The following is a 22,003-nucleotide window of genomic DNA, read 5'->3' as shown; positions in this document are numbered from 1 at the left end:
CCTATGCTAAAAAACCGAACAAACCATATGTTGTACCTGCTGAGATGATTGGTTTGTTCGGCTATTTTCACATTTACCGCTTGTTTTATTGTTTAAATTTGCTACCTTTGTTTTTTGCGCGCAGTTGATCCATAAGGGAGGAGGATTTTCTCTCTGCTGCCTTTGTCTGTGCTAAATCAATGTTGACAATGGTGTAGCCATCGCTTTCTTTTTTCAAGTTGAATATTGTATTCTTCATACTGCCACGAGGTAAGACTTCCTTGTTGACTATCAATTCCTCTTTCGTTTCTTCGATTAGAATAACTGCTTGATTACCTTCAAATCGATCTAATATACCTTTCATTGTATACACGCTATCCCTTCTGATTGAATATCCGCAATTCGTGCTGGTCCAATTCCATCAATTTGAGTGAGGTCATCAATGGACTGGAATGGGCGTAATTCAACTAAATCCTGAGTCCGCTCCGGACCGATATGGATGATCTGCTGTAATTCTTCGGCTGTTGCTTCATTTATATTTACACAGCTTGAATTAGTGTCTTGTTCCGTATCTCCGTTCTCATCATTTTGGGACATTTGCTCTGACCCCGTTGTCCCACTTTCAGGCGTTGTTATATTTGTGTTGATTTGGATGTCGGTGCCGTTGGTTGTGAGAAGGATGGTGCCGTGTTTGTCTGTACCATATAGTTCGATCTCTCTTTCTTCAACTGCGGTTACGACTTCTGGGCTCGGATGGTCATAGCTGTTATCTGTACCTGCGCTATAAACGGCAATTTTTGGTGAAACAGCATCAAGGAATGCGGGATCACTGGATGTTTTCGAGCCATGGTGTCCAAGATGCAGGACGTCAGCTGCTACATTGAATGTGTTACGCATATACGTTTCTTCTCCCCTGCCAGCATCTCCAGTAAGAACAAACTTCACATTACCGTATGTAAATAAGGCAGAAATGGATTCCTCATTAGTCTTACCTGAAATACTTTCCGGGTAGAGAATTTGAATATCCATTGGACCGATGGAAAAATCTTCACCTGCCCGAGGTTCATAATAGTCTGCATCACTTGCCAAGACAGCTTCCACCGCTTGTTGAAACGTCTGGGAGGTACTTTCATTTCCAGACATCCAGACCTCTCCAACCTCAAAATTCTGCATTACTTGAGCAAGCTGTCCAATATGATCTGCATCTGGATGACTCACGATGACAAGATCGATAAAATCAACTTCATTAGCATTGAGATAACTCGTTACCTCGGTACCGCGCCAATCTCCCGTATCAAATAAAATTGTATATTTTCCTTCAGTCGTGTGATAACGGAATAACGTGGCATCACCTTGACCAACATCAATAAAATGAACGGATAATTCCTCAAGGTTTTCTCCAGCAATGGTAGTAGTATCTTTATCTTTCGTTGTTACCGGTGTTTCGTCTGAGTTGCTTGATTTCTCTGTTGGCATTTCATCACAAGCCGTGATAAAAGAAAAGATGAAAAATGCCAGTATAATTGTTAAACGCTTCACTTGCTTTCCCCCTAAGATTTCCAAAACTTCCATTCATAGAGTAGCAAATAGAATGTGGAAAATCCAGCGGTCAATATTTTTCATCCGACTGTTTCGATTCGAGGAGGTGTATTATGAACATATGGCTAATTATTTATTTATTATTTTCTGGGCAGCACGCCATTCCTGAAATTGGTGTAGTAGATCGAATCGAAGGGGGAAAGGCTGTTGTTTTACTAGAACAGAAAGGCGATGAGCTCGTTATTTCCACCGAACGTTTTGACCATATTATTACTGAAGATAGCTGGTTGCTGCTTACAGTAAGAAATAATGAACCGATTATTTTAATAGAATTAGCCGGTCTAGCGGACCGGCAACGGAAAAAGAGTAATACATTAATTGGTGAATTAAGAGAGAAGAGCCAGCTATTCCAGCATGGCCCCAATGGCACCGGCATAAGCCCCCATCTCCAAAAATATCGCCTCATACGCTAACATTTCTTGAAAGCTTGTCAGTACATTCTGCAGCGGTTTATTCCCTTGAATGGTGCTACCGATAAAAACAACTTTCCCTACATTTTTACTTTGCATGACGGTACTCGCAAGGGATAAAATGACCTCACCGATCAGTTGTGTTAGAGCATGCAGTTGATCAGCGTGTGTACTAGTTTTTAACAGCCCTAGTTTACCAAAATTAGCAGCCGTTAGTTCTTGTATGAGGGGAGCTTGTTGCTCGCCGTATATATCTTTTACAAGCAAATCGACTTGTAGATGATTTCCAGCCGCGCTCAGTTCGACAAGTTCTTGGAAACTTTTCTCATTACCTGTTAGAAGGGAGCCGATTCCCATCCATGTACCACCACCAATTCCGCTTCCTATCACCCTTTCGAAGGATCCATTATAGACGTGGAAAATTGAAGTCCCCGTACCAATATTTACGAGAATGTATTCCTTTGGTGATCCGACCTCTTTGCTCAATAAATAATCTGCGCCCCGGACAATAGCGGGAAATTCCTCTACCGTTTCGGTTGATTGCCGAATGATACGTGATACATCCTGCCATCTTCCACCCGTTCCGTAAACATGGACTTGTGGTGCGAGCATATGGAGCCAATTCATGATGGAATCTTTTTCCGGGTATTGGTAAGTTTTAACATGTAACCGTTCTCGTTCTACATAAGCAAGCTTGATTAACGATCCGCCAGCATCAATTCCAATTCGTTGCATCCCATTCATCTCCTAAAATAATGAATTTAAAAACTCTAACCAAACATCTAATTGTCATTATCTAAGTGTAGTTATTTCTCGTCAAGTTAGGTAAAATAGATTTAAGTGAAACTTTATACTTGGTTTTATCGTATTAATGGTTGAGTATCCATACAGGCCGTGTAATTTATTATAGGAGTGATGAAATGAAAGCATTTTTCGACTTTGTTTTACGACAGGCGGCGGCTTTCACTGCAACAGGGGTGATCTGGTTGATCAGTTTTTTCGCCTTTACACAAGTTATTCTCCTATCAACGACATACGCTATTGTCGGTGGTGTAGTCACCTATTATTCTGTAAAACATATACAGATTTCGCGCTATGCGAAGCGTCAAGGGCTGACAAGGAAGGAATATAAATTCATTTCCGAGAACTTGAAAGAAGCGAAAGCAAAAGTTATCCGACTGCAGCGCGCCTTTCTTCAAGTCCGTCACTTTGGGAATGCGAAGGAGAATTTTGAAATTCTTCGTACCGTAAAAAGGATTTATACGAATACGCAACGGGAACCATGGAGATTTTTTAAGGCGGAAGCTTTTTATTATAAACATCTTGATTCGTTAGTTGAAATTGCGGAAAAATATGCCTACCTATCCAAACAGCAAGTGAAATCCCGTGAAATGAGCGAAACGATGCGGGATTCCAGACATACCATTATCGTTCTTGGTCAAACCGTAAATAAAGACCTACGCGAGATGCTGAATGATGATGTCGATACATTACATTTTGAGCTTGACGTAGCGAAAAAGACATTACAAAAACCGAAGAAAACAAATGGGAGGGTTATCTGATGGCCGAAGAGAAGAAGAATGAATTTGAATTGGACGAGCTGTTGGCGAATCCGTTCGGCAGCGACTCTATTGACAAGGAAATTAGCGAAATAGAGACAGAGAAGGAAGTAACCGAAAAGAAACTCATCGATGTATTGCCGGAAGATAAGAGGAAGCGAGCTTTGCAGCTTGCAGAACAAATCGACCCGCAAAATCTTCAGAGTGTATCTTTATACGGTACGGAAGCACAGTCTAAGCTAATGGATTTTTCCCATGACATGCTGGACCATGTAAAAAATAGTGATATCGGCGAAATTGGTGGCATTTTATCCGATCTGATGAAAAAGCTCGAACAAGTAGATCCGGACGATTTGCGGACAGATAACCGTGGGTTTCTTTCCAAGATTTTCAATCGGGTATCTAATTCAGTGAATCAAGTTCTTTCTAATTATCAAAAGACTGGTGCACAAATTGACCGAATTAGTGTAAAGCTTGACCGGGGGAAGGACGAGCTCACGAAGGATAATAAATTATTGGAACAGCTATTCTCGAAAAACAAGGAATACTTTGATGCATTGAATGTTTTCATTGCTGCTGGAGAAGTGAAGATTGCTGAGCTCCGGACAAAAGAAATTCCCGCTCTGAGAGAGAAAGCGGAAGCAAGTCAAAATCAAATGATGGTTCAGGAAGTAAATGACTTGATTCAATTTACCGATCGTCTTGAGAAGCGGACGCATGATCTGAAATTAAGCAGACAAATTACGATTCAAAGCGCACCGCAGATTCGGCTCATTCAAAATACGAACCAGGCACTAGTGGAAAAGATTCAATCATCAATCTTAACTGCAATCCCACTATGGAAAAATCAAATTGCAATTGCACTAACCTTGCTGCGTCAGAGAAATGCCGTTGAAGCTCAAAAACTCGTTTCTGAAACAACAAATGATCTCATGTTGAAAAACTCCGAGCTCTTACGAACGAATACAATTGAGACGGCAAAAGAAAATGAACGTGGACTTGTCGATATTGAAACATTGAAGAAGACGCAGGAAGATTTGATTTCTACCATCGAAGAAACACTTACAATTCAAGCAGAAGGTAGAGAGAAGCGCCAACAAGCTGAAAAAGAAATGATTGTAATGGAAGAAGAAATGAAGCAGAAATTATTAGAGTTGAAATAAAAAGAACAGGGTCAGTTGGATTTTTCCAATGCCCCTGTTCTCTTTTTTACGCGTAATCACTTGACATTAAAAATATGAAAATTTAGAATTAGAATAATACAAGAAGAATAGATTTGACCAATTCTATTTTTTTTGAAAAGGAATGAATGAACATTCACTCAAGGAAAGAGATGTTAGAGGAGGAGTATATTTCATGACAAATGAAGCAACGAAAAAATTGCTGCAAGGGGTTAAACTACCGGTCATCATGGCACCAATGTTTCTCATTTCCAATCCAAAAATGGTGCTTGAAGCATGCGGTTCGGGAATTATCGGGACGTTTCCAGCATTAAATGCACGCACAACCGAACAGTTAGATGACTGGATGCAAGAAATTACAGATGGCTTGCAACAGTTAAAAGAAGAAAACGGGGAAGAAACTGCCCCATGGGGAATCAATTTTATTAGTCATCGTTCGAACAAACGCTTTACAGAAGATCTTGCGTTAATCGAAAAATATCAACCACCACTTGTCATTACGTCACTGGGAGATCCGAGCCCCGTGGTAGCAATTGTGAAGGAATACGGTGGAGTCGTTCTTAGTGACGTCATCGATATGAAATTTGCGAAGAAGGCTTTAGAAAAAGGAAGTGACGGACTTGTCCTTGTTGCTGCCGGAGCAGGCGGGCATGGTGGCAGGTTGAATCCGATTGCTTTTATGCATGAGATCCGTGAAAATTTCGATGGGCCTATCGCTTTAGCAGGAACGTTATCGAAGGGGGAGGACATCCTCGTTGCCGAGACACTTGGTGCTGATCTTGCCTATTTCGGAACTAAGTTTATCGTCGCAGAAGAAAGCAGTGCTGTGGATGAATATCGAAAGCTTGTTATTGATTCTTCAGTTTCAGATATTACGTACACGCCTGCATTTAGCGGAATTCACGCTAATTACCTGACGAAGAGTATTGTAAATGCTGGTCTTGACCCAGAACAGCTTCCTGAAAAAGGAAAAATAGATTTTTCTGAGCTCGGTAATCCCGATGTGAAAGCATGGCGTGATGTTTGGGGGGCAGGTCAGGGAGTTGGCCCGATTAAAAAGGAGCTGACGGTAAAGGAGATAACAAATGAGCTTCGGGAAGAATATTTAAAAGCTAAAGAAAAAATCGCAAATGAATATCACGAAACCGTCCAGCGAATGAAATGAGGGGGAGAGAGTATGGGGTTAGTAAAAGTAACAAAAGAAAATAGTATCGCTTATATTTCAATGAACCGGCCGGATAAGCGGAATGCCTTATCCATCGAACTTGTAAATGACGTAATTGCCGCCCTAAAAGATGCAGATGAGGATCAAGCAATTCGTGCTGTCATTTTATCAGGTGAGGGAAAAGGGTTTTCAGCTGGCGGTGATTTAGAAACACTTCACACCTTAAATAAATCCGCTTCCATTATGAAGTATATGAGGCGGGCGCTCGAAGTCGTCCAGATAATCCGTAAGATGGATACGTATGTTGTTGCGGCTGTGAATGGCTTTGCTGCTGGAGCTGGGTTTAGTATTGCAATGGCGGCAGACTTTATTGTAGCGGAGAGCAAAGCAACATTCATTAGCAGCTTTTCAAATATTGCACTGATTCCCGACCTTGGGCTGATGAAGGCCTTAACAGATAATGTCCCGCATCCGCTTGTAAAAGAATGGCTTTCTTCAGCAAAACCTGTATCTGCGGATGAACTGAAAGCTTGGGGGCTTGTTAATCATGTTGCCAAAGAAAATCTAATGGAGGAAGCAACTGAGTATGCCCAATTTATTGTAGATGGTCCTCCGCTTGCGAATCGGTTTGTGAAGCATTTCGTGAACCATGCTGAGCAGCTGAATTATGAAACGAGTGATTTACAAGAAACAGCAATTCAGACACTGCTCCTCCAATCTGAAGATAATAAAGAAGGGATTGCAGCGTTTTTTGAAAAGCGAAAACCAAACTTTAAAGGTAATTGAGGCGAAAGGTGTTGATGTAAATGTTAGAAGAATATGGTTTACGACTTATTCGGCTTGACTTGCCATTTCGCCTGAACCATGTGAATTGCTTCCTTGCAGAAGGAGTGGATGGCTATAAAGTCATTGACGTTGGTCTTCATAATAAGGAGACGGTGAAACGTTGGGAAGAAGAGCTTGCGGGCAAAGAGGTCACTGATTTGATTATTACCCATTATCATCCAGATCATTACGGGTATGCGGGAGCTTTTCAAGAGAAGTATGGGCCCCAGGTGTCCATGTCCCAAATCGATGCGGAAAATGGGCTGTACAGCTGGGAAGAAGGATTGCTCAGCGAACTCGGGAAATATTATACGTTATCCGGAATACCGGAACAAGTTGCGCGGCAGATGATTGAGAATACGGAAGAATTTGTCCCAAGGGTACAACCATATCCGACCGTCGGGCATTATTTAGAAGAAGGGGAAAAGCTTGTTCTCGGAAAATATGAATATGAAGTTATTTTTACACCGGGTCACTCGGAAGGGCTTGTCACCTTTTATAATATGGAAAAAAATGCACTTCTTAGCACGGATCATATTTTACCGAAGATTACACCAAACATTTCCCATTGGTTCCATGGTGACCCGAATCCGCTCGCGAGTTACTTCGATTCTTTGGATAAAATTGCTGCACTTGAGGTCGACTTTATTATCCCTTCACACGGGAAACCATTTCATGACGGGCACTTGCGGGTGCTTGAATTAAAAGCACATCACGACGAAAGACTCGCTGCTTTGCACGAAATTATTCAAACAGGCTGCACGGTTTACGAGGCATGCGAAAAGCTTTTCAATAAACAATTAAATATCCATGAAACACGGTTCGCAATCGGTGAAACCCTCGCTCACCTAGAATATCTCCGCCTAAAAGGAGAATGCATAAGGGAACTACAAGGGGGAGTTTATGTATATCGAAGTTGAGTCACAACTATTTTAATATAGAAGAAAACAAGAATAACATTGCTGATCAGTGCCGGAAATATATGGAGACTCCAGCAAAAGGGCGACTAAGCACATTCAACTCCTGTGGCGGGCAACGACATTAGAACGCCCCGTTCGTCTTCGTCGGCCGGCATAGTGAGACCCACGGGCCGATAGCCTTTACCCGCCAAGATACTCAACGTATATTTCCGGAGCGGCAGATGCTCTTATAATAATTTTTCAGCTTTATACGATATTTTTTCCCTTTCATTCAATTTGTTAGAAGTAAGAAAATAATGATAAGATAGAAGACGATAGAAGTAATGAATGGGAGGATAACGATGATTAATAACTTGCAAGATACAGTCGCATTAAATAATGGAGTGAAGATGCCTGGATTCGGACTCGGTGTATTTAAAGTAGAAGACGGTGATACTGTAATTAATGCCGTTAGGGATGCACTATCTGTCGGTTACCGTCTGATTGACACTGCGAGCGTTTATGGGAATGAAGAAGGTGTCGGACAAGCAATTAAGGATTCCGGAATCCCTCGGGATGAAATTTTCGTTACATCTAAAGTTTGGAACGATCAACAAGGATACGAATCTACATTGCAAGCTTTCGATGAATCTTTGGAAAAGTTAGGACTCGATTATCTTGACCTTTATCTTATTCACTGGCCAGTATCAGGAAAATTTAAAGATACATGGAGAGCACTCGAAAAGCTTTACCGGGATAAAAAGGTGCGAGCTATCGGTGTCAGTAACTTCCATGTCCATCATATGGAAGAGCTGCTAAAAGATGCAGAAGTGAAACCGGTAGTGAACCAGATAGAATTCCACCCACATCTGACACAACGTGATGTATTAGCTTTCTGTAAAGAAAATGATATTCAAATGCAAGCATGGTCTCCACTCAAAAAGGGTCGTATTTTCAATGAGCCATTACTTGTTGATATTGCCGAAAAGTATGGAAAAACAGTACCCCAAGTACTTTTACGTTGGGATTTGGACCAGGATGTTATGACAATTCCAAAATCGATTAATAAAAACAGAATGATTGAAAATGCGGATATCTTTGATTTCAAGCTTACTGCAGAAGAAGTGGAACAAATTGCTGGCATGAACAAAAATGAACGTACCGGTTCCAATCCAGATGATTTCTAAGGTAATGGCATGCGAAAAATTACTGCTTTGTTAGTTAGTTCTGTCTTTCTTTTAACAGGATGTTTTAACCCTGCATCGGTTTCTGTTGTGGAGGATATGTACGGACAGGCACTAATGGAAAATGAAGCAGCTGTGGCAGCTTATTTCAGTGAAGAATTTTTAAGCGAGCATCCGATTGAGGAACTAGTAGAAGAACTGGCGGTTCAAGTCCGTAGTGTAGAAGGGGTTAAACTTTTAAACGCAATTGAACTTACTCGCAAACGATTGAATCCCGAAATTGTGGAAGAATTGGACGAGATGTATGAAGAACGCTGGCATTACGTTGTGAACGATGCAGGTGGAGAAGATATCATGACCTGGGTCGTCCTGAAAACATCGAGCCAATACGAAATTGTCGAAGCCGAAAAAGTTACCAACGAATATTACAATGAATCTATAAAGTGAAACTTCATTCAGTGGGGAATTCCTTCCCCCCACTGAATGTTAGTTGAACAGAATCAGGTATTACAGACCGTTAATACGTGATAAAAAACTAGTCAAGCCTTAACCAAGTATATCAGGGCCGCCGGAACGAAGTAGTAAGATACTCGTTCTGGCGGTTCTTTCTCATTCCGGGGTAATGTTAACTTCCTGTCCGGCATAGGATATATAAATCGCCGCTATCATGGAGGGAGTAACTATGGAAATTATAAATAAAGTTCGAGCGTACCGCGAAGAAGAAAGTCGTTTACGGTGGGAAGGAACGTTTGCCGAGTATCTTGAGATTGTCAAAGAGAGACCCCATGTCGCTCAATCTGCTCACTCCCGTATATATAATATGATTAAAGATAAAGGATTCACCGAAGAAAATGGCAGGAAAACCTATCATTTTTTCGGGGATGATATATTCGGATTAGAAGAGGCGATTGAGCGGCTCGTGGAGGAGTATTTTCACCCGGCAGCTAAGCGTTTGGATGTTAGAAAACGAATTTTATTACTAATGGGTCCAGTGAGTGGCGGAAAGTCTACGATTGTAACCCTGTTAAAACGTGGATTGGAAGAATATACCCGTACAGATGCAGGTGCTGTTTATGCGATTAAAGGATGTCCAATGCATGAAGATCCGCTCCATTTAATTCCGCCACATCTGCGTAAAGATTTCCAGGATGAATATGGTATCCGGATTGAAGGGAGCTTGTCTCCACTTAACACGATGCGACTTGAGAAAGAATATGATGGACGAATTGAAGATGTACGTGTGGAACGAATCTTTTTCTCAGAAGATAAACGGACTGGGATTGGGACATTCAGTCCATCCGATCCGAAATCCCAGGATATTGCCGATTTAACCGGAAGCATCGACTTTTCAACGATTGCGGAATACGGGTCGGAATCCGATCCGCGGGCATATCGCTTTGACGGTGAATTGAATAAGGCAAACCGTGGAATGATGGAGTTTCAGGAGATATTGAAGTCTGATGAGAAATTTTTATGGCACTTACTATCGTTAACACAGGAAGGGAATTTTAAGGCGGGAAGATTCGCATTAATCTCGGCGGATGAGATGATTATAGCCCACTCGAATGAGACGGAGTACCGCTCATTTATCGCCAATAAAAAGAACGAAGCGCTTCATTCAAGAATCATCGTCATGCCAATCCCGTATAATCTCCGAGTGAGTGAAGAAGAAAAGATTTATGAAAAGATGATCATGGAAAGCGATATAGCAGATGTTCATATTGCTCCGCACGCATTAAGGGTTGCAGCCATTTTTTCCATACTGACTCGTTTGAAGGATTCGAAAAAGCAGGGAATCGATCTCGTGAAGAAAATGCGTCTTTATGATGGAGAAAATGTTGAAGGATTTAACCAAGTTGATATTGAAGAGCTCGGGCGTGAGCATCAAGATGAAGGGATGTCCGGAATTGATCCGCGCTATGTAATCAACAGAATCTCTTCTGCCATCATCCGTAAAGAAGTTCCGTCAATTAATGCGTTAGATGTACTTCGTTCCTTGAAAGATGGGCTTGATCAACATCCAGCGATTTCGAGGGAAGATGCGGAGAAATATATGAATTACATTGCTGTCGCCAGGAAGGAATACGATGAAATCGCAAAAAATGAAGTCCAAAAAGCATTTGTCTATTCTTATGAAGAATCAGCGAAATCTTTGCTTGATAACTATCTCGATAATGTCGAGGCCTATTGTAACAAGAATAAGCTGCGTGACCCATTGACAGGAGAAGAGATGAACCCAGATGAAAAGCTCATGCGATCGATTGAGGAGCAGATTGGAATTTCGGAAAATGCGAAGAAAGCCTTCCGTGAAGAAATTTTAATTCGTTTATCTGCCTATGCACGTAAAGGAAAACGATTTGATTATAGTTCGCATGAACGGCTCCGGGAAGCGATTCAGAAAAAATTGTTCGCAGATTTAAAAGACGTCGTGAAAATAACAACAACCTCCCAGACACCGGATGAAAATCAGCTGAAAAAAGTGAATGAAGTCATCGCGAGACTCATTGATGAATACGGCTATAACTCTACCTCTGCCAACGAACTGCTCCGATATGTCGGGAGCCTACTGAACCGTTAAGATTAAACTCTCATTCAGCATAAGTGTTTTAAACGTTCAATTATTCCGAAACTCTAATCGCCGTTCAGTTTCCCGGCGAACGGATGCTTTCCGTGGGCACGGCCTTAACCTCGACGCACAAGACGTGCTAATGCAGACGTTGCTACAGGACGTGGCGATCTAAGTCTGCCTCGGAAAAAGTTCGCTTCCTGCGGGGTCTTCGGACACGTGCTATTCCCGCAGGAGTCACCGTGCGCCGGTGCGAGAGGTGTCTGGACTGCGGACCTCCAGTTGAAAGCTGCACTTACGCTGAATGAGAGTGATATTTTTTGGATATGAAAGTTGGGTTATGGGGGGAAGCAATTGATCCTGAAGATGAATAGGATATAACAAGCAGTATTCATTTTGAAAGGGATATGAAGGAGGAGAAAGATGGGAGAAAAGCCAAATAAGCAGCAATTTATCGTTTCCAAGGAAAATTGGTCTCTCCATCGTAAAGGCAATCAGGATCAGCAACGTCATTTAGAAAAGGTCCGGGAAGCTATAAAAAACAACCTACCCGATTTAATCAGTCAGGAGAACATTATTCTTTCTGATGGTAAGAAGGTTGTAAAAATTCCAATCCGCTCCCTGGATGAATATAAAATCCGTTATAACCATGATAAAACAAAACATGTCGGCCAAGGGGATGGAGAGAGTCAGGTCGGTGATGTGATCGCCCGCTCAGGAAGTGAGGATGGAAAAGGCGGCGGGGAGAAACCAGGTGATCAGCCGGGAGAAGATTTTTATGAGATGGAGGTCTCCCTCGCTGATATTGAAGCTGCATTATTAAAAGAGCTGGAACTGCCGAACTTAGCGGAAAAAGAAACGGGAGAAATGGTAACGGAGAATATTGAGTTCAATGATATTCGAAAAAAAGGTCTCATGGGGAATATTGATAAGAAACGGACGATTTTATCTGCTTTGAAGCGGAATGCAACAGAAGGCGAGGCAAGTATCACGCCGATTCATCCGGATGATTTACGTTTTAAAACATGGAATGAAGAAGTGAAGCATGAATCGAAAGCGGTAGTCCTTGCGATGATGGATACAAGTGCGTCTATGGGAACATTTGAAAAGTATATGGCGCGCAGTTTCTTTTTCTGGATGAACCGCTTTTTAATTAAAAAATATCAGACGGTTGAATTTGAATTCATTGCGCACCATACGATGGCAAAAGTTGTGTCAAAGGATGACTTTTTCTCCAAGGGGGAGAGCGGTGGGACGATTTGTTCCTCCGCCTATATAAAAGCACTGGAATTGATTGAAGAGAAGTATCCGCCGTCCCGTTATAATATTTATCCGATTCATTTTTCGGACGGGGAGAATATCACATCAGATAATGTAAAGTGTCTGCAATTAGTTGATGAGTTACTGGATGTGTCGCAAATGTTCGGTTACGGGGAGGTAAATAGCTATAACCGTTATTCAACATTGATGAACACGTACCAGACGATAAAACATCCTAACTTCCGCTATTACCAGCTTCGGGAGAAACAAGATGTGTATCCCGCACTAAAAACCTTTTTCTCACGGGTGAAGACGAGGGAGGGGTCTCGTTGATAGAGAGTAAGGAATTGGAATATGCAATCCAGGAGATTACGGAAATTGCAGAAGGTTTCGGACTCGATTTTTACCCGATGCGTTATGAAGTTTGTCCGGCAGATATTATATATACCTTTGGCGCTTATGGGATGCCGACTCGTTTTAGTCACTGGAGTTTTGGTAAACAGTTTCATAAAATGAAGCTCCAATATGACCTCGGTTTAAGTAAAATTTATGAGCTTGTTATCAATTCTGATCCTTGTTATGCTTTTTTACTTGATACAAACTCACTTGTACAAAATAAAATGATAATTGCTCATGTTCTCGCCCACTGCGACTTTTTCAAGAACAATGTCAGGTTCTCTAATACACGCCGGGACATGGTGGAGAGTATGACTACGACAGCAGAGCGAATCGCAGCTTACGAGATGCGGTACGGCAAAAAAGAGGTCGAGGATTTCCTCGACCGGGTGCTCGCCATTCAGGAGCATATCGACCCGTCCTTGATGCGTGGGGAACAAGATTATGAAGAGGTAGAAACAAAACCAGAGCGAAAGCCTATACCCTATGATGATTTATGGGGACTAGATGAAGTAGAAAAAGAAAAGCCTATTGTTAGAAGGGAACGGAAGAAATTTCCGCCACAGCCTGAAAAGGATTTACTTTATTTTATCGAACAGCATAGCCGGGAACTCGATGATTGGCAGCGTGATATTTTAACGATGCTCCGGGAAGAGATGCTCTATTTCTGGCCGCAGCTTGAGACGAAAATCATGAATGAGGGCTGGGCATCGTATTGGCATCAGCGCATCATGCGCGAGCTTGACTTAACGAGCGCCGATACGATTGAATATGCAACATTAAATGCGGGAGTCCTGCAACCTTCTCGCACATCGATCAACCCGTATTATTTAGGAGTCAAAATGTTTGAAGATATTGAGGAAAGGTACAACAACCCGACGGAGAAGATGCTTGCCCGCGGTGTGAAACCTGGAAGCGGACGGGAGAAAATCTTTGAAGTTCGTGAAATAGAATCAGATATTTCCTTCATCCGCAATTATTTAACAAAGGAAATTGTGGAGCGCGAGGATATGTATCTGTTTGAGAAAAAGGGAAGGGATTACCGGGTTTCTACAAAGGAATATGAACAAGTCCGCAATCAACTTGTTTCTATGCGGGTCAATGGTGGATTTCCATATATCACAGTAGTGGATGGCGACTATAGCCGGAACGGAGAGCTATACCTTATGCACCACTACGAGGGAACCGAACTTGACCTACCTTATCTTGAACATGTATTACCTTATATTTATGAACTTTGGGGCAGACCTGTCCATCTTGAAACGATTGTAGAAGACCGTGATATCCGCTTCAGTTGTCACGGCGAAGATGTTAAAAAGAAATTTTTATAATGTTATTGTCAGTCAAGCCGGATTGCGAGATATGCAATTTCCGGCTTTGACTGTTCTGTTTTTGTGGTATAAGAAACTATAAAATAAAATGCTATGATTACTTAGGTATCCGGGGCTAGCCACGTCCGCTCTGCACCCAGCAACTAGCAGATCTTTTGGCGGGGCGAGAAGTGCGCAGTCCCAAACTTCACACTCCTCCAATCGATCATCTTACTTTAAAGGGAAAACAACTGGGTTTATTTTCCCATCAGCATGTTCATCTTACTTTAAAGGGAAAACAACTAGGGTTTATTCTCCCATCAGCATGTTCACCTTACATCAAAGGGAAAACAACTAAGGTTTATTCTCCCATCATCACGTTCACCTTACTTCAATCGGAAAACAACTGGGGTTAATTTTCCCATTAGCATATTCTTCTTACTTTAATAGGAAAACAACTAGGGAACTATTTTCCCATTAGGGCGCTTGCGCCTTTGTGTGGTATAATAATCCCCAACATTTAGGCAGGGGGGAGAAGGCAATGCGAGTTCAAGATATATATAATAATTTACCTACATTGGAAACAGAACGGCTTCGGTTAAGAAAAGTAAGATCAACGGACTTGCAAGCGATGAATGCTTACGGCGGTGATGCAGAAGTGAGCAAGTTTGTAACGTGGGAACGACATGAATCCCTTCAAGATACAGAGGCTTTTTTAAATTTTGTACTAGGGAGGTATGAAAAAGGGGAAATTGCTCCGTGGGCGATTGAATATAAGCCAAATAGCGAAATGATTGGTACCATCGACTTTGTTAATTGGAAACCGGCTAGCAGAGTAGCTGAAATCGGCTATGTGCTCCATCGTGATTATTGGGGGAAAGGGCTTATGACCGAAGCTGTGAAGCGTGTCATTCAATTCGGTTTCGAACAAATGAATCTCGTCCGTATCGAAGCAGTCTGCTTGCCGGAAAATGTCGGCTCCTACCGTGTTATGGAAAAGGCGGGATTACAATACGAAGGGACACTCCGGAAAGCACGAGTAATCAAGGGGAGAAATCGAGATATTAAAATGTATGCTATCATTCGTTAACTGTTTCAAGTGGAAAAAGAACTGGAGGCTGGGACATAAATCCATTAAGGCTAGTCCCAGCTACATTATAATTCCTTTAAGTACCAGCAATCACATGCATTATGTTCTGAGCCAGAGAGCGGTTTTTTAAGCTTCACAAAACCAAACTTTTCATATAAATGGTTTGCTGCGGAAAGGGATTTGAATGTCTCCAAATAGCATTGGGTGTAATGTTTGCTAGCAAATTCTAGCGCTGTTTGCATCAGTTTTTTTGCGAAACCTCGTCCTTGTGCAACTGGTGCAAGATAGAGCTTCTGAAGTTCCGCCACACCAACGTGGTTGCCAAAGGGGCCAATACCAATGCCGCCAAGTACCTCATCGTTTTCATCAACAACAACCCAATAATTTGCATTTGGCTCCGTTTGATAAAATTGGTAAAGCTCACCAAGGTGAGGGTCAAAATAAGCGGTTCCCGGAATATTTAAGTTCTCGGACTCGAGTGATTGCTTAATGATTGCTTCAATTTTTTTATTGTCTTTTGCCTGGATGGTGCGAATCTGCATAATTAACTCCTTTGCTTTTTTTCTTTAAAGAAATCATACAATGATCGAAGTGTCTTCGCATCAAGTTCCATATCATTTTCATAGGCATACTTTACAGCATATCCTAGGGCGAGTGTCATTCCGCCGGCAATACTTCCGCCAGCAACAGAGCCTGCACCTGGTACGAATTTAACGACTTGTCGGAACAATGTTTTTCCGATATTCCCGGTAATTGTCGCTAAGATTAATTCCTTTGCTTTCGCTTTTGATAGAGGCTTTTCATATAATGTAGCAAGCCTTACCATCAGTCCAACCTGGATACCAGTTAAAGGTACAAAGTCAGAACCAGGAATCGGCGCAGCTCCAACAGCTGTTGCTGAACCGGCTGCTGTGAGAATCCATTTATTTGCTGTTGACGCTTTTTCCTTGATTAGCCGCGCAAATTGGACTTCTTTATGCTTTTTTTGCAGGATATCCAAAATCTCATTACGCAGTTTGTCGATATTCTCTCCAGTCCTTGAGGAAATAGGCACCACCTTGGACCGGGAACCCGTATGCTTTTTAATATAGTTGACGAGTTCTGGAATATCGTCTGCTGCATCAATTTTATTTAGGACGAAAAGGATGTCTTTATTTGCTTTTCGAATGATTTCAAAGGATCGTAATTCCCCTTCAGAGAGGACCGTTCCTGCTGCGTTTAGAAAAAAGAGCACGACATCCGCTTCTTTATAAAATTTTAATGTTTCTTCCGAGTGCTTTGCTTCAATATCATCTAAACCAGGGGTATCGACAAAGATGATTTTATCACGGTATACATAGCGGTCGATTCCTGTTGTTTCGCCAGGTCTTGCGCCGACCTCGGCAACTTCATCACCAATCAGCTGATTAATGGTGGATGACTTACCCGTGTTTACATCACCGATCATTGCAAACAAAATCTCTTTCTCAAGTTCTGCATTGACCTTTTTTGTTTCATGTTCAAATGCTTGGTTAAAATCTTTTTCATTGTATTGCTGCAAGCAAATCACACTCCTTTGTATTATTTTATCACGTATTAACGGTCTGTAATACCCCTTCCTCTAAACATGAGGGAAACCCAATATGTGAAGGTGGGGGGATATACAGTCCGTGAATCCCTGATTCTGTTTAACTAACATTAAGTGGGGAGGTAAGGGAACCCACTGATGAAGTTTCACTTTATCAGACAATTAACTTTTTTGATAGAAAATAACTTTTCTTGTCGAATGCTCTATTCAGGTTTAAACTGGATGTACTATCGTTGAGAGGAGAGTAATAGTGAAAATTATCGATACCCATTGTGATGCCCTATTAAAATTGCAACATACGAAAAGACGTATTGATTGTGATACACCGCTTAACTTTCGCACATCTCCAGAACTGGAAACAAATATGCTGCGCTTAAAAAAGGGTGGAGTACGTGTACAATTTTTCGCTATATTTATTTACCCTGATATACCAACTGATGAACAATGGCAGCATGCGCTGGAACAGGCTGATATGTTCCATTCAGAAATTATCGGGAAAAATCCCGAAATGAAGCATATTAGAAGTTTTACCGAAATTGATAATTTAAAACCAGGGGAAATTGGTGCCGTTCTTACACTCGAAGGTGCTGAGTGCATCGGGAATGATTTGACGAAGCTGAGAACGCTTTACCGGCTTGGAGTATTATCCGTTGGACTAACATGGAATTATGCCAACCTTTGTGCTGATGGGGCAGGGGAAGTGCGCGGGGCTGGGCTGACTGCATTTGGAAAAGAGGTTGTTGCACTTAATAATGAGAACCGGATACTAACGGATGTTTCCCATTTATCTGATCAAGCTTTCTGGGATGTGTTGGAACATGCCGATTATCCATTTGCGAGCCATTCCAATGCCAGATCAATCTGTAATCATCCGCGTAATCTTCCGGATGAAGCGATACAAGCGCTGATTGGAAAAGGCGGTTTTATCCATATAGTTTTCAATCCGCCATTTATCCGGGAAAATAGTGAAGAAGCATCAATCTTGGACTTGATCAGGCATATTGATCATATCTGCTCCCTTGGTGGTGAGAAATATCTTGGCTTTGGCTCGGATTTTGATGGAATAAGCAGCTTTGTCGATCGTCTCTCTCATGCTGGTGAATACCAGAATTTAATCAACGAACTACTTAAATCCTACCCGGAAGAAATCGTTAAGGGATTTGCCTATGATAACTTCATGAATCATACTAAAAAAATAGAAGCTCATGGGTAATCCCCCCTGAGCTTCTATAATTTTTGTCCATAATATTTATCAATGGAAAAGCCGCGTCCAAGAATTTCAGAAGCATTCAGGAAGATGACAAATGCATTCGGTGTTTCTTTTTGCAAGATTTTCTTTAATTCGACAGCCTCATGTTGTTCTGTCACACAAAGCAGCATTGTTTTATCCTCGTTAGAATAACCGCCGACTGTACGGACTTTTGTTAGCCCCCGGTCAATTTCCTCTCTAATGATTTGCTGAATCTTTTCTTCTTCCTCACTAATGATAAGGATAAGCTTCGTTGCAGATGTACGCAGTTGTACAAAGTCGATTGCCTTGCTTGATATGAAAATTGTCATCAAAGCGAACAATGTTAGTTCGAGACTGAAGACGAATATGGAAGTAGTGACAACGAGACCATCAACGATTAATTGAGCATAGCCATCCGACAGATTCGTGAAGCGTTTCATAATTTGCGCGAGAGCAGCCGTCCCACCGGTAGAGCCATTTCCTTTATAAACAATTCCCAACCCAACGCCGAGAAGGAGCCCGCCATAAATGGCACCTAGTAAAGGGTTAGTAACCGTAATCGCGATATCTTGAGTCAAATAGATGATAAAAGGGACCCAAAATGTTCCGACCAACGTTTTTAACCCGAAGTCACTTCCCATCGTAAGCCAGCCAATCAGGAAAATTGGGATGTTGATTGCAAATTGGGTCAGGCCAGGACTGAGTTCGTACATTTCAAAAAGTAAAGTAGCTACCCCAGAAATTCCTCCGGCGGCAAGCTTTGCGGGTAGTAAGAACATATTGTACGTTACCCCGACAATAGTTGCCCCGAAAATAATATAGAAATACTGAATAAGTTGATTTTGATTTTGCATCAAAGTGTTTCCTTTCTAAATTATTATGACCGTATCTACTTTACCATTCACAGGCTAAGGCGTAAATAGTTGAAGGAAAGAAATAAAAAATCTCCAGCACAAAGGCGGCTGAAGAGTATATATCTTATTGATTTACTTTTGCTTTTTGTGTTACTGGTATGTTCCAGTTGAATGGATCTTCAAGTTTACCGTACTGGATTCCAGTTATCGTATCATATATTTTCTTAGAGAGTTCACCGGTTTCTCCGTTGTTGATAGGATAATCTTTACCATCCCAGCAAAGCAAACCAATCGGTGAAATAACTGCGGCTGTTCCAGAGCCAAATGCTTCTTCCAACGTTCCATCCGCGTGGGCATCTGCAAGTTCCTGCATGCTCACTCTTCGTTCAGATACTGGGATGTTCCAATGTTGGAGCAATTGAAGAACAGAATCACGGGTAACTCCAGGTAAAATACTGCCATTTAACGCAGGTGTGATGACTTCACCATTAATTTTGAAGAAGACGTTCATACTGCCGACTTCCTCAATATATTTCCTGTCAACCCCATCAAGCCAAAGTACCTGGGAATAGCCGTCTTTTGCTACATCCTCCTGACCTTTTAGCCCTGCTGCATAGTTTCCACCTGTCTTAGCCTCACCTGTTCCGCCTTTAACAGCACGGACAAATTTACTTTCAACTGCGATTTTCACGGGATTGATACCTTCTTTGTAATAGGAACCAACTGGTGAAAGAATGATGATGAATTTATAATTTCGGGATGGTGCGACACCTAGAAATGGTTCTGTTGCAATGATAAACGGGCGAATATAGAGGGAAGTACCATCTGCACCCGGCACCCAATCCTTATCGATTTCAACTAGTTTTATTAATGCATGCAAGACAAATTCTTCGTCAATTTCTGGAATAACAAGCCGTTCATTAGATTTATTCATGCGTTCAAAGTTTTTTGTAGGTCGGAACAGCTGGACCTCACCTGATTCGGTACGGAATGCTTTTAATCCTTCAAATACGGACTGGCCGTAATGGAATATCATTGCAGAAGGATCAATCGAAAGCGGCTGATATGGTTGAATTTTAGCATTATGCCATCCAAGCTCATCGGAATAATCCATTACAAACATGTGATCCGTAAAGGCTCTGCCAAATTCTAATTGATCAGTCATAGGTTTTTCCTTAGGTGCTGTATTTTTCTCGACTTGTATTGACTGTACTTCCATATCTCTATCTCCTTATTCAACAAAGTTTCCCTTAATGATAAGCGATTTTTCTGATTTTAGCAAGAGAATTTTTTGATTCTTTATTTTTTTGTGTTAACGTGGAAGTGTTATTTAGGCGTTCAATCGCAGTTTATATTTATTCGATAAAAAAATCACTGTTTTATCATCATCCAGTTGAACACATAACTCCCTGAATAAAGTTGCGTTTTATGCTAAAGTAAGGTTATCCAACCTTCGTAGCATGAAACAGTGGATTACTATCAATCAGCGTAAGTGCAACTTTCTTCTGGAAGTCCGCAGTCAGACACCCCTAGCTTTCCGCAGGCGGCCGGGTTACTCCTCGCACGCTTTGCGTGCTGCGGGGTCTCACCTAGGCCTATCCTCCTGCTGGAGTCTCGAGGTGTCTGGACTGCTCCGGGGAAAGGCCAAATTTGGAGCACTATTTTTCATTTTAGTAAGAGGACACTATCATGGTGGGATATTTTCCATTAATAATAATTCTCTCTACCAGTTCAGTTGCCCGGTGGACGGTGACTTCAGCGGGAATAGCACGAATCCGGAGACCCCTTAGTTCTCAGCCCAAGGCAGACTAAGTTCGCTCTCGTATGTTCTCGTATGTGGCAACGTCTGACATTAACGTCCTGTGCGTCGAGGCTTCGGCTGTGCCTTAGGATAGGATGCGCATCCGTCCACCGGGCAACTGAACGGCGATTAGAACGCCATAATTAGTTAACAAACCAGACACTTACGCTGAATGAAAGTAATTGGCAGGTTTGTAATTTGATTTTTAAGGTGTGAAAGTTGATTAAGATTAGCTTATTGATTTGAAGGGAGAACGAATGGTGATTAAGACGATTATATTTGACTTGGATGATACCTTACTCTGGGATGAGAAGAGTGTGCAAGATGCATTTGAAGCAACATGTAAGATGGCACAGGAAAAATATGACCTGGACTCCCTGGAATTGGAGAAACGTGTTCGGGCAAATGCACGAGAAATTTATGCATCTTATCCTACATATGAATTTACCCAAATGATTGGGATTAACCCATTTGAAGGCTTATGGGGGGAGTTTCCGGATGAAGGCGGCATGTTCCCGGAACTTTATAAGCTAGTCCCGGGGTACCGGAAAGAAGCCTGGACAAGAGGATTGAGCGACCTTGGAATTGATGACGCAAAACTTGGAGCAGAACTTGGTGAAGCATTCCCTGCCAACAGAAAGAAAACGGCAGCCCTCTATGACGATACATTACAGTTACTCGATGCTTTAAAAGGGAAATACCAACTTGTTTTATTAACAAATGGTTCGCCAGCTCTGCAAAATATTAAACTTGATTTGACACCGGTTCTTGTGCCGTATTTTGAACAGATTGTAATTTCCGGAGCGTTTGGCAAAGGAAAGCCGGATGTGGCAATATTTGAGCATGTATTGGAGCTTGTGCAGAAAGAGAAAGAAGAGGTTATCATGGTTGGTGATAACTTGAACACGGATATACTCGGTGCGTTACAAACGGGGATCACATCCATCTGGATCAACCGCAAAGATACGAAACCTGGCCAAGTTCAACCCGATCACGAAATCAACGCACTTATGGACCTTGTTCCGCTATTGGAGAAATTAAATAAATAAACGTTCACACATCAGCTTGGATATAACTATAATGGACTAGTTGTATCCTTGCTTTTTTATTTCCGAAAAATGTTTACG

At 41.8% G+C, this 22,003-nt stretch carries 21 protein-coding genes; 14 read left to right on the top strand and 7 right to left on the bottom strand.

The features are described from left to right. Positions 1–85: 85 nt before the first annotated feature. Together WKU33_RS08660 and WKU33_RS08655 are read right to left on the bottom strand one after the other, a co-directional pair. On the bottom strand, positions 86–343 hold the full coding sequence (locus WKU33_RS08660) for a DUF3006 domain-containing protein (protein ID WP_156854850.1): 258 nt from the start codon (positions 341–343) through the stop codon (positions 86–88). After that, positions 340–1,518, bottom strand: a complete 1,179-nt coding sequence (locus WKU33_RS08655) for an MBL fold metallo-hydrolase (RefSeq protein WP_340454146.1) — start codon at positions 1,516–1,518, stop codon at positions 340–342. The genes WKU33_RS08660 and WKU33_RS08655 overlap by 4 nt, the downstream gene beginning before the upstream one ends. A gap of 113 nt (positions 1,519–1,631) precedes the next feature. Here WKU33_RS08655 and WKU33_RS08650 point away from each other — a divergent pair, with 113 nt between their 5' ends. Next, positions 1,632–1,991, top strand: coding sequence for a hypothetical protein (locus tag WKU33_RS08650; protein WP_336252349.1), 360 nt, complete (start codon positions 1,632–1,634; stop codon positions 1,989–1,991). Here WKU33_RS08650 and coaW read toward each other — a convergent pair. Continuing rightward, positions 1,923–2,723, bottom strand: a complete 801-nt coding sequence (coaW, locus tag WKU33_RS08645) for a type II pantothenate kinase (RefSeq protein WP_336252348.1) — start codon at positions 2,721–2,723, stop codon at positions 1,923–1,925. The genes WKU33_RS08650 and coaW overlap by 69 nt on opposite strands. A 185-nt stretch (positions 2,724–2,908) precedes the next feature. Between coaW and WKU33_RS08640 the strand changes: the two genes are divergently transcribed. The 11 genes from WKU33_RS08640 (at position 2,909) to WKU33_RS08590 (ending at position 15,423) form a co-directional block, all read left to right on the top strand. Then, positions 2,909–3,550, top strand: coding sequence for a 5-bromo-4-chloroindolyl phosphate hydrolysis family protein (locus WKU33_RS08640; protein ID WP_336252347.1), 642 nt, complete (start codon positions 2,909–2,911; stop codon positions 3,548–3,550). After that, on the top strand, positions 3,550–4,710 hold the full coding sequence (locus tag WKU33_RS08635) for a toxic anion resistance protein (protein ID WP_156854840.1): 1,161 nt from the start codon (positions 3,550–3,552) through the stop codon (positions 4,708–4,710). Before WKU33_RS08640 ends, WKU33_RS08635 begins: the two co-directional genes overlap by 1 nt. A 193-nt stretch (positions 4,711–4,903) precedes the next feature. Beyond that, positions 4,904–5,893, top strand: coding sequence for an NAD(P)H-dependent flavin oxidoreductase (locus tag WKU33_RS08630; protein ID WP_340454143.1), 990 nt, complete (start codon positions 4,904–4,906; stop codon positions 5,891–5,893). A 12-nt stretch (positions 5,894–5,905) separates the two neighbouring features. Beyond that, a complete protein-coding gene (locus WKU33_RS08625; protein WP_336252345.1) occupies positions 5,906–6,679 on the top strand; it encodes an enoyl-CoA hydratase/isomerase family protein in 774 nt (257 codons plus the stop codon). Positions 6,680–6,699: 20 nt separating this feature from the next. Continuing rightward, positions 6,700–7,638, top strand: a complete 939-nt coding sequence (locus WKU33_RS08620; protein ID WP_336252344.1) for an MBL fold metallo-hydrolase — start codon at positions 6,700–6,702, stop codon at positions 7,636–7,638. A 341-nt stretch (positions 7,639–7,979) separates the two neighbouring features. Continuing rightward, complete coding sequence (locus WKU33_RS08615; protein WP_336252343.1) at positions 7,980–8,804, top strand: aldo/keto reductase; 825 nt, start codon at positions 7,980–7,982, stop codon at positions 8,802–8,804. 9 nt (positions 8,805–8,813) lie between these two features. Next, positions 8,814–9,248 (top strand): hypothetical protein, encoded by a 435-nt coding sequence (locus WKU33_RS08610; protein WP_336252342.1) that lies wholly within the window; start codon positions 8,814–8,816, stop codon positions 9,246–9,248. 235 nt (positions 9,249–9,483) lie between these two features. Next, positions 9,484–11,379: a PrkA family serine protein kinase gene (locus tag WKU33_RS08605; protein ID WP_156854828.1), complete on the top strand. Its 1,896-nt coding sequence runs from the start codon at positions 9,484–9,486 to the stop codon at positions 11,377–11,379. A 411-nt stretch (positions 11,380–11,790) separates the two neighbouring features. Next, a complete protein-coding gene (gene yhbH / locus WKU33_RS08600) occupies positions 11,791–12,960 on the top strand; it encodes a sporulation protein YhbH (RefSeq protein ID WP_156854826.1) in 1,170 nt (389 codons plus the stop codon). Then, the gene (locus tag WKU33_RS08595) at positions 12,957–14,354 is read left to right on the top strand and encodes a SpoVR family protein (protein ID WP_336252340.1); all 1,398 of its coding nucleotides are present in this window, start codon (positions 12,957–12,959) and stop codon (positions 14,352–14,354) included. Before yhbH ends, WKU33_RS08595 begins: the two co-directional genes overlap by 4 nt. 520 nt (positions 14,355–14,874) lie before the next feature. After that, the gene (locus WKU33_RS08590; RefSeq protein WP_336252339.1) at positions 14,875–15,423 is read left to right on the top strand and encodes a GNAT family N-acetyltransferase; all 549 of its coding nucleotides are present in this window, start codon (positions 14,875–14,877) and stop codon (positions 15,421–15,423) included. Between the two features lie 65 nt (positions 15,424–15,488). Here WKU33_RS08590 and WKU33_RS08585 read toward each other — a convergent pair whose 3' ends face one another. Both WKU33_RS08585 and WKU33_RS08580 read right to left on the bottom strand, forming a co-directional pair. Continuing rightward, positions 15,489–15,965, bottom strand: a complete 477-nt coding sequence (locus WKU33_RS08585) for a GNAT family N-acetyltransferase (protein WP_156854820.1) — start codon at positions 15,963–15,965, stop codon at positions 15,489–15,491. Between the two features lie 2 nt (positions 15,966–15,967). After that, positions 15,968–16,963 (bottom strand): YcjF family protein, encoded by a 996-nt coding sequence (locus WKU33_RS08580; RefSeq protein WP_156854818.1) that lies wholly within the window; start codon positions 16,961–16,963, stop codon positions 15,968–15,970. A 277-nt stretch (positions 16,964–17,240) separates the two neighbouring features. Here WKU33_RS08580 and WKU33_RS08575 point away from each other — a divergent pair, with 277 nt between their 5' ends. Then, a complete protein-coding gene (locus tag WKU33_RS08575; RefSeq protein WP_336252338.1) occupies positions 17,241–18,203 on the top strand; it encodes a dipeptidase in 963 nt (320 codons plus the stop codon). A 14-nt stretch (positions 18,204–18,217) separates the two neighbouring features. Here WKU33_RS08575 and WKU33_RS08570 read toward each other — a convergent pair whose 3' ends face one another. Next, positions 18,218–19,075, bottom strand: a complete 858-nt coding sequence (locus WKU33_RS08570; protein WP_336252337.1) for a YitT family protein — start codon at positions 19,073–19,075, stop codon at positions 18,218–18,220. 124 nt (positions 19,076–19,199) lie between these two features. Further along, a complete protein-coding gene (locus WKU33_RS08565) occupies positions 19,200–20,294 on the bottom strand; it encodes a branched-chain amino acid aminotransferase (protein WP_336252336.1) in 1,095 nt (364 codons plus the stop codon). An 842-nt stretch (positions 20,295–21,136) separates the two neighbouring features. On the opposite strand from WKU33_RS08565, the gene WKU33_RS08560 reads away from it, so the two are divergent. Next, positions 21,137–21,925, top strand: a complete 789-nt coding sequence (locus tag WKU33_RS08560; protein WP_156855017.1) for an HAD family hydrolase — start codon at positions 21,137–21,139, stop codon at positions 21,923–21,925. Positions 21,926–22,003: the final 78 nt, after the last annotated feature.

Source organism: Oceanobacillus sp. HCA-5259, from assembly GCF_037892815.1.
Lineage (GTDB): Bacteria > Bacillota > Bacilli > Bacillales > Amphibacillaceae > Oceanobacillus > Oceanobacillus indicireducens.
The sequence above is the reverse complement of the archived record's forward strand: the minus strand, read 5'-3'. Positions and strand labels throughout refer to the sequence as shown.

Coding starts and splice junctions, on each gene's coding strand:
- WKU33_RS08660 (WP_156854850.1), bottom strand. CDS start 343: ATGAAAGGTATATTAGATCGATTTGAAGGTAATCAAGCAGTTATTCTA.
- WKU33_RS08650 (WP_336252349.1), top strand. CDS start 1,632: ATGAACATATGGCTAATTATTTATTTATTATTTTCTGGGCAGCACGCC.
- coaW (WP_336252348.1), bottom strand. CDS start 2,723: ATGCAACGAATTGGAATTGATGCTGGCGGATCGTTAATCAAGCTTGCT.
- WKU33_RS08640 (WP_336252347.1), top strand. CDS start 2,909: ATGAAAGCATTTTTCGACTTTGTTTTACGACAGGCGGCGGCTTTCACT.
- WKU33_RS08635 (WP_156854840.1), top strand. CDS start 3,550: ATGGCCGAAGAGAAGAAGAATGAATTTGAATTGGACGAGCTGTTGGCG.
- WKU33_RS08630 (WP_340454143.1), top strand. CDS start 4,904: ATGACAAATGAAGCAACGAAAAAATTGCTGCAAGGGGTTAAACTACCG.
- WKU33_RS08625 (WP_336252345.1), top strand. CDS start 5,906: ATGGGGTTAGTAAAAGTAACAAAAGAAAATAGTATCGCTTATATTTCA.
- WKU33_RS08620 (WP_336252344.1), top strand. CDS start 6,700: ATGTTAGAAGAATATGGTTTACGACTTATTCGGCTTGACTTGCCATTT.
- WKU33_RS08615 (WP_336252343.1), top strand. CDS start 7,980: ATGATTAATAACTTGCAAGATACAGTCGCATTAAATAATGGAGTGAAG.
- WKU33_RS08610 (WP_336252342.1), top strand. CDS start 8,814: ATGCGAAAAATTACTGCTTTGTTAGTTAGTTCTGTCTTTCTTTTAACA.
- WKU33_RS08605 (WP_156854828.1), top strand. CDS start 9,484: ATGGAAATTATAAATAAAGTTCGAGCGTACCGCGAAGAAGAAAGTCGT.
- yhbH (WP_156854826.1), top strand. CDS start 11,791: ATGGGAGAAAAGCCAAATAAGCAGCAATTTATCGTTTCCAAGGAAAAT.
- WKU33_RS08590 (WP_336252339.1), top strand. CDS start 14,875: ATGCGAGTTCAAGATATATATAATAATTTACCTACATTGGAAACAGAA.
- WKU33_RS08585 (WP_156854820.1), bottom strand. CDS start 15,965: ATGCAGATTCGCACCATCCAGGCAAAAGACAATAAAAAAATTGAAGCA.
- WKU33_RS08570 (WP_336252337.1), bottom strand. CDS start 19,075: ATGCAAAATCAAAATCAACTTATTCAGTATTTCTATATTATTTTCGGG.
- WKU33_RS08565 (WP_336252336.1), bottom strand. CDS start 20,294: ATGGAAGTACAGTCAATACAAGTCGAGAAAAATACAGCACCTAAGGAA.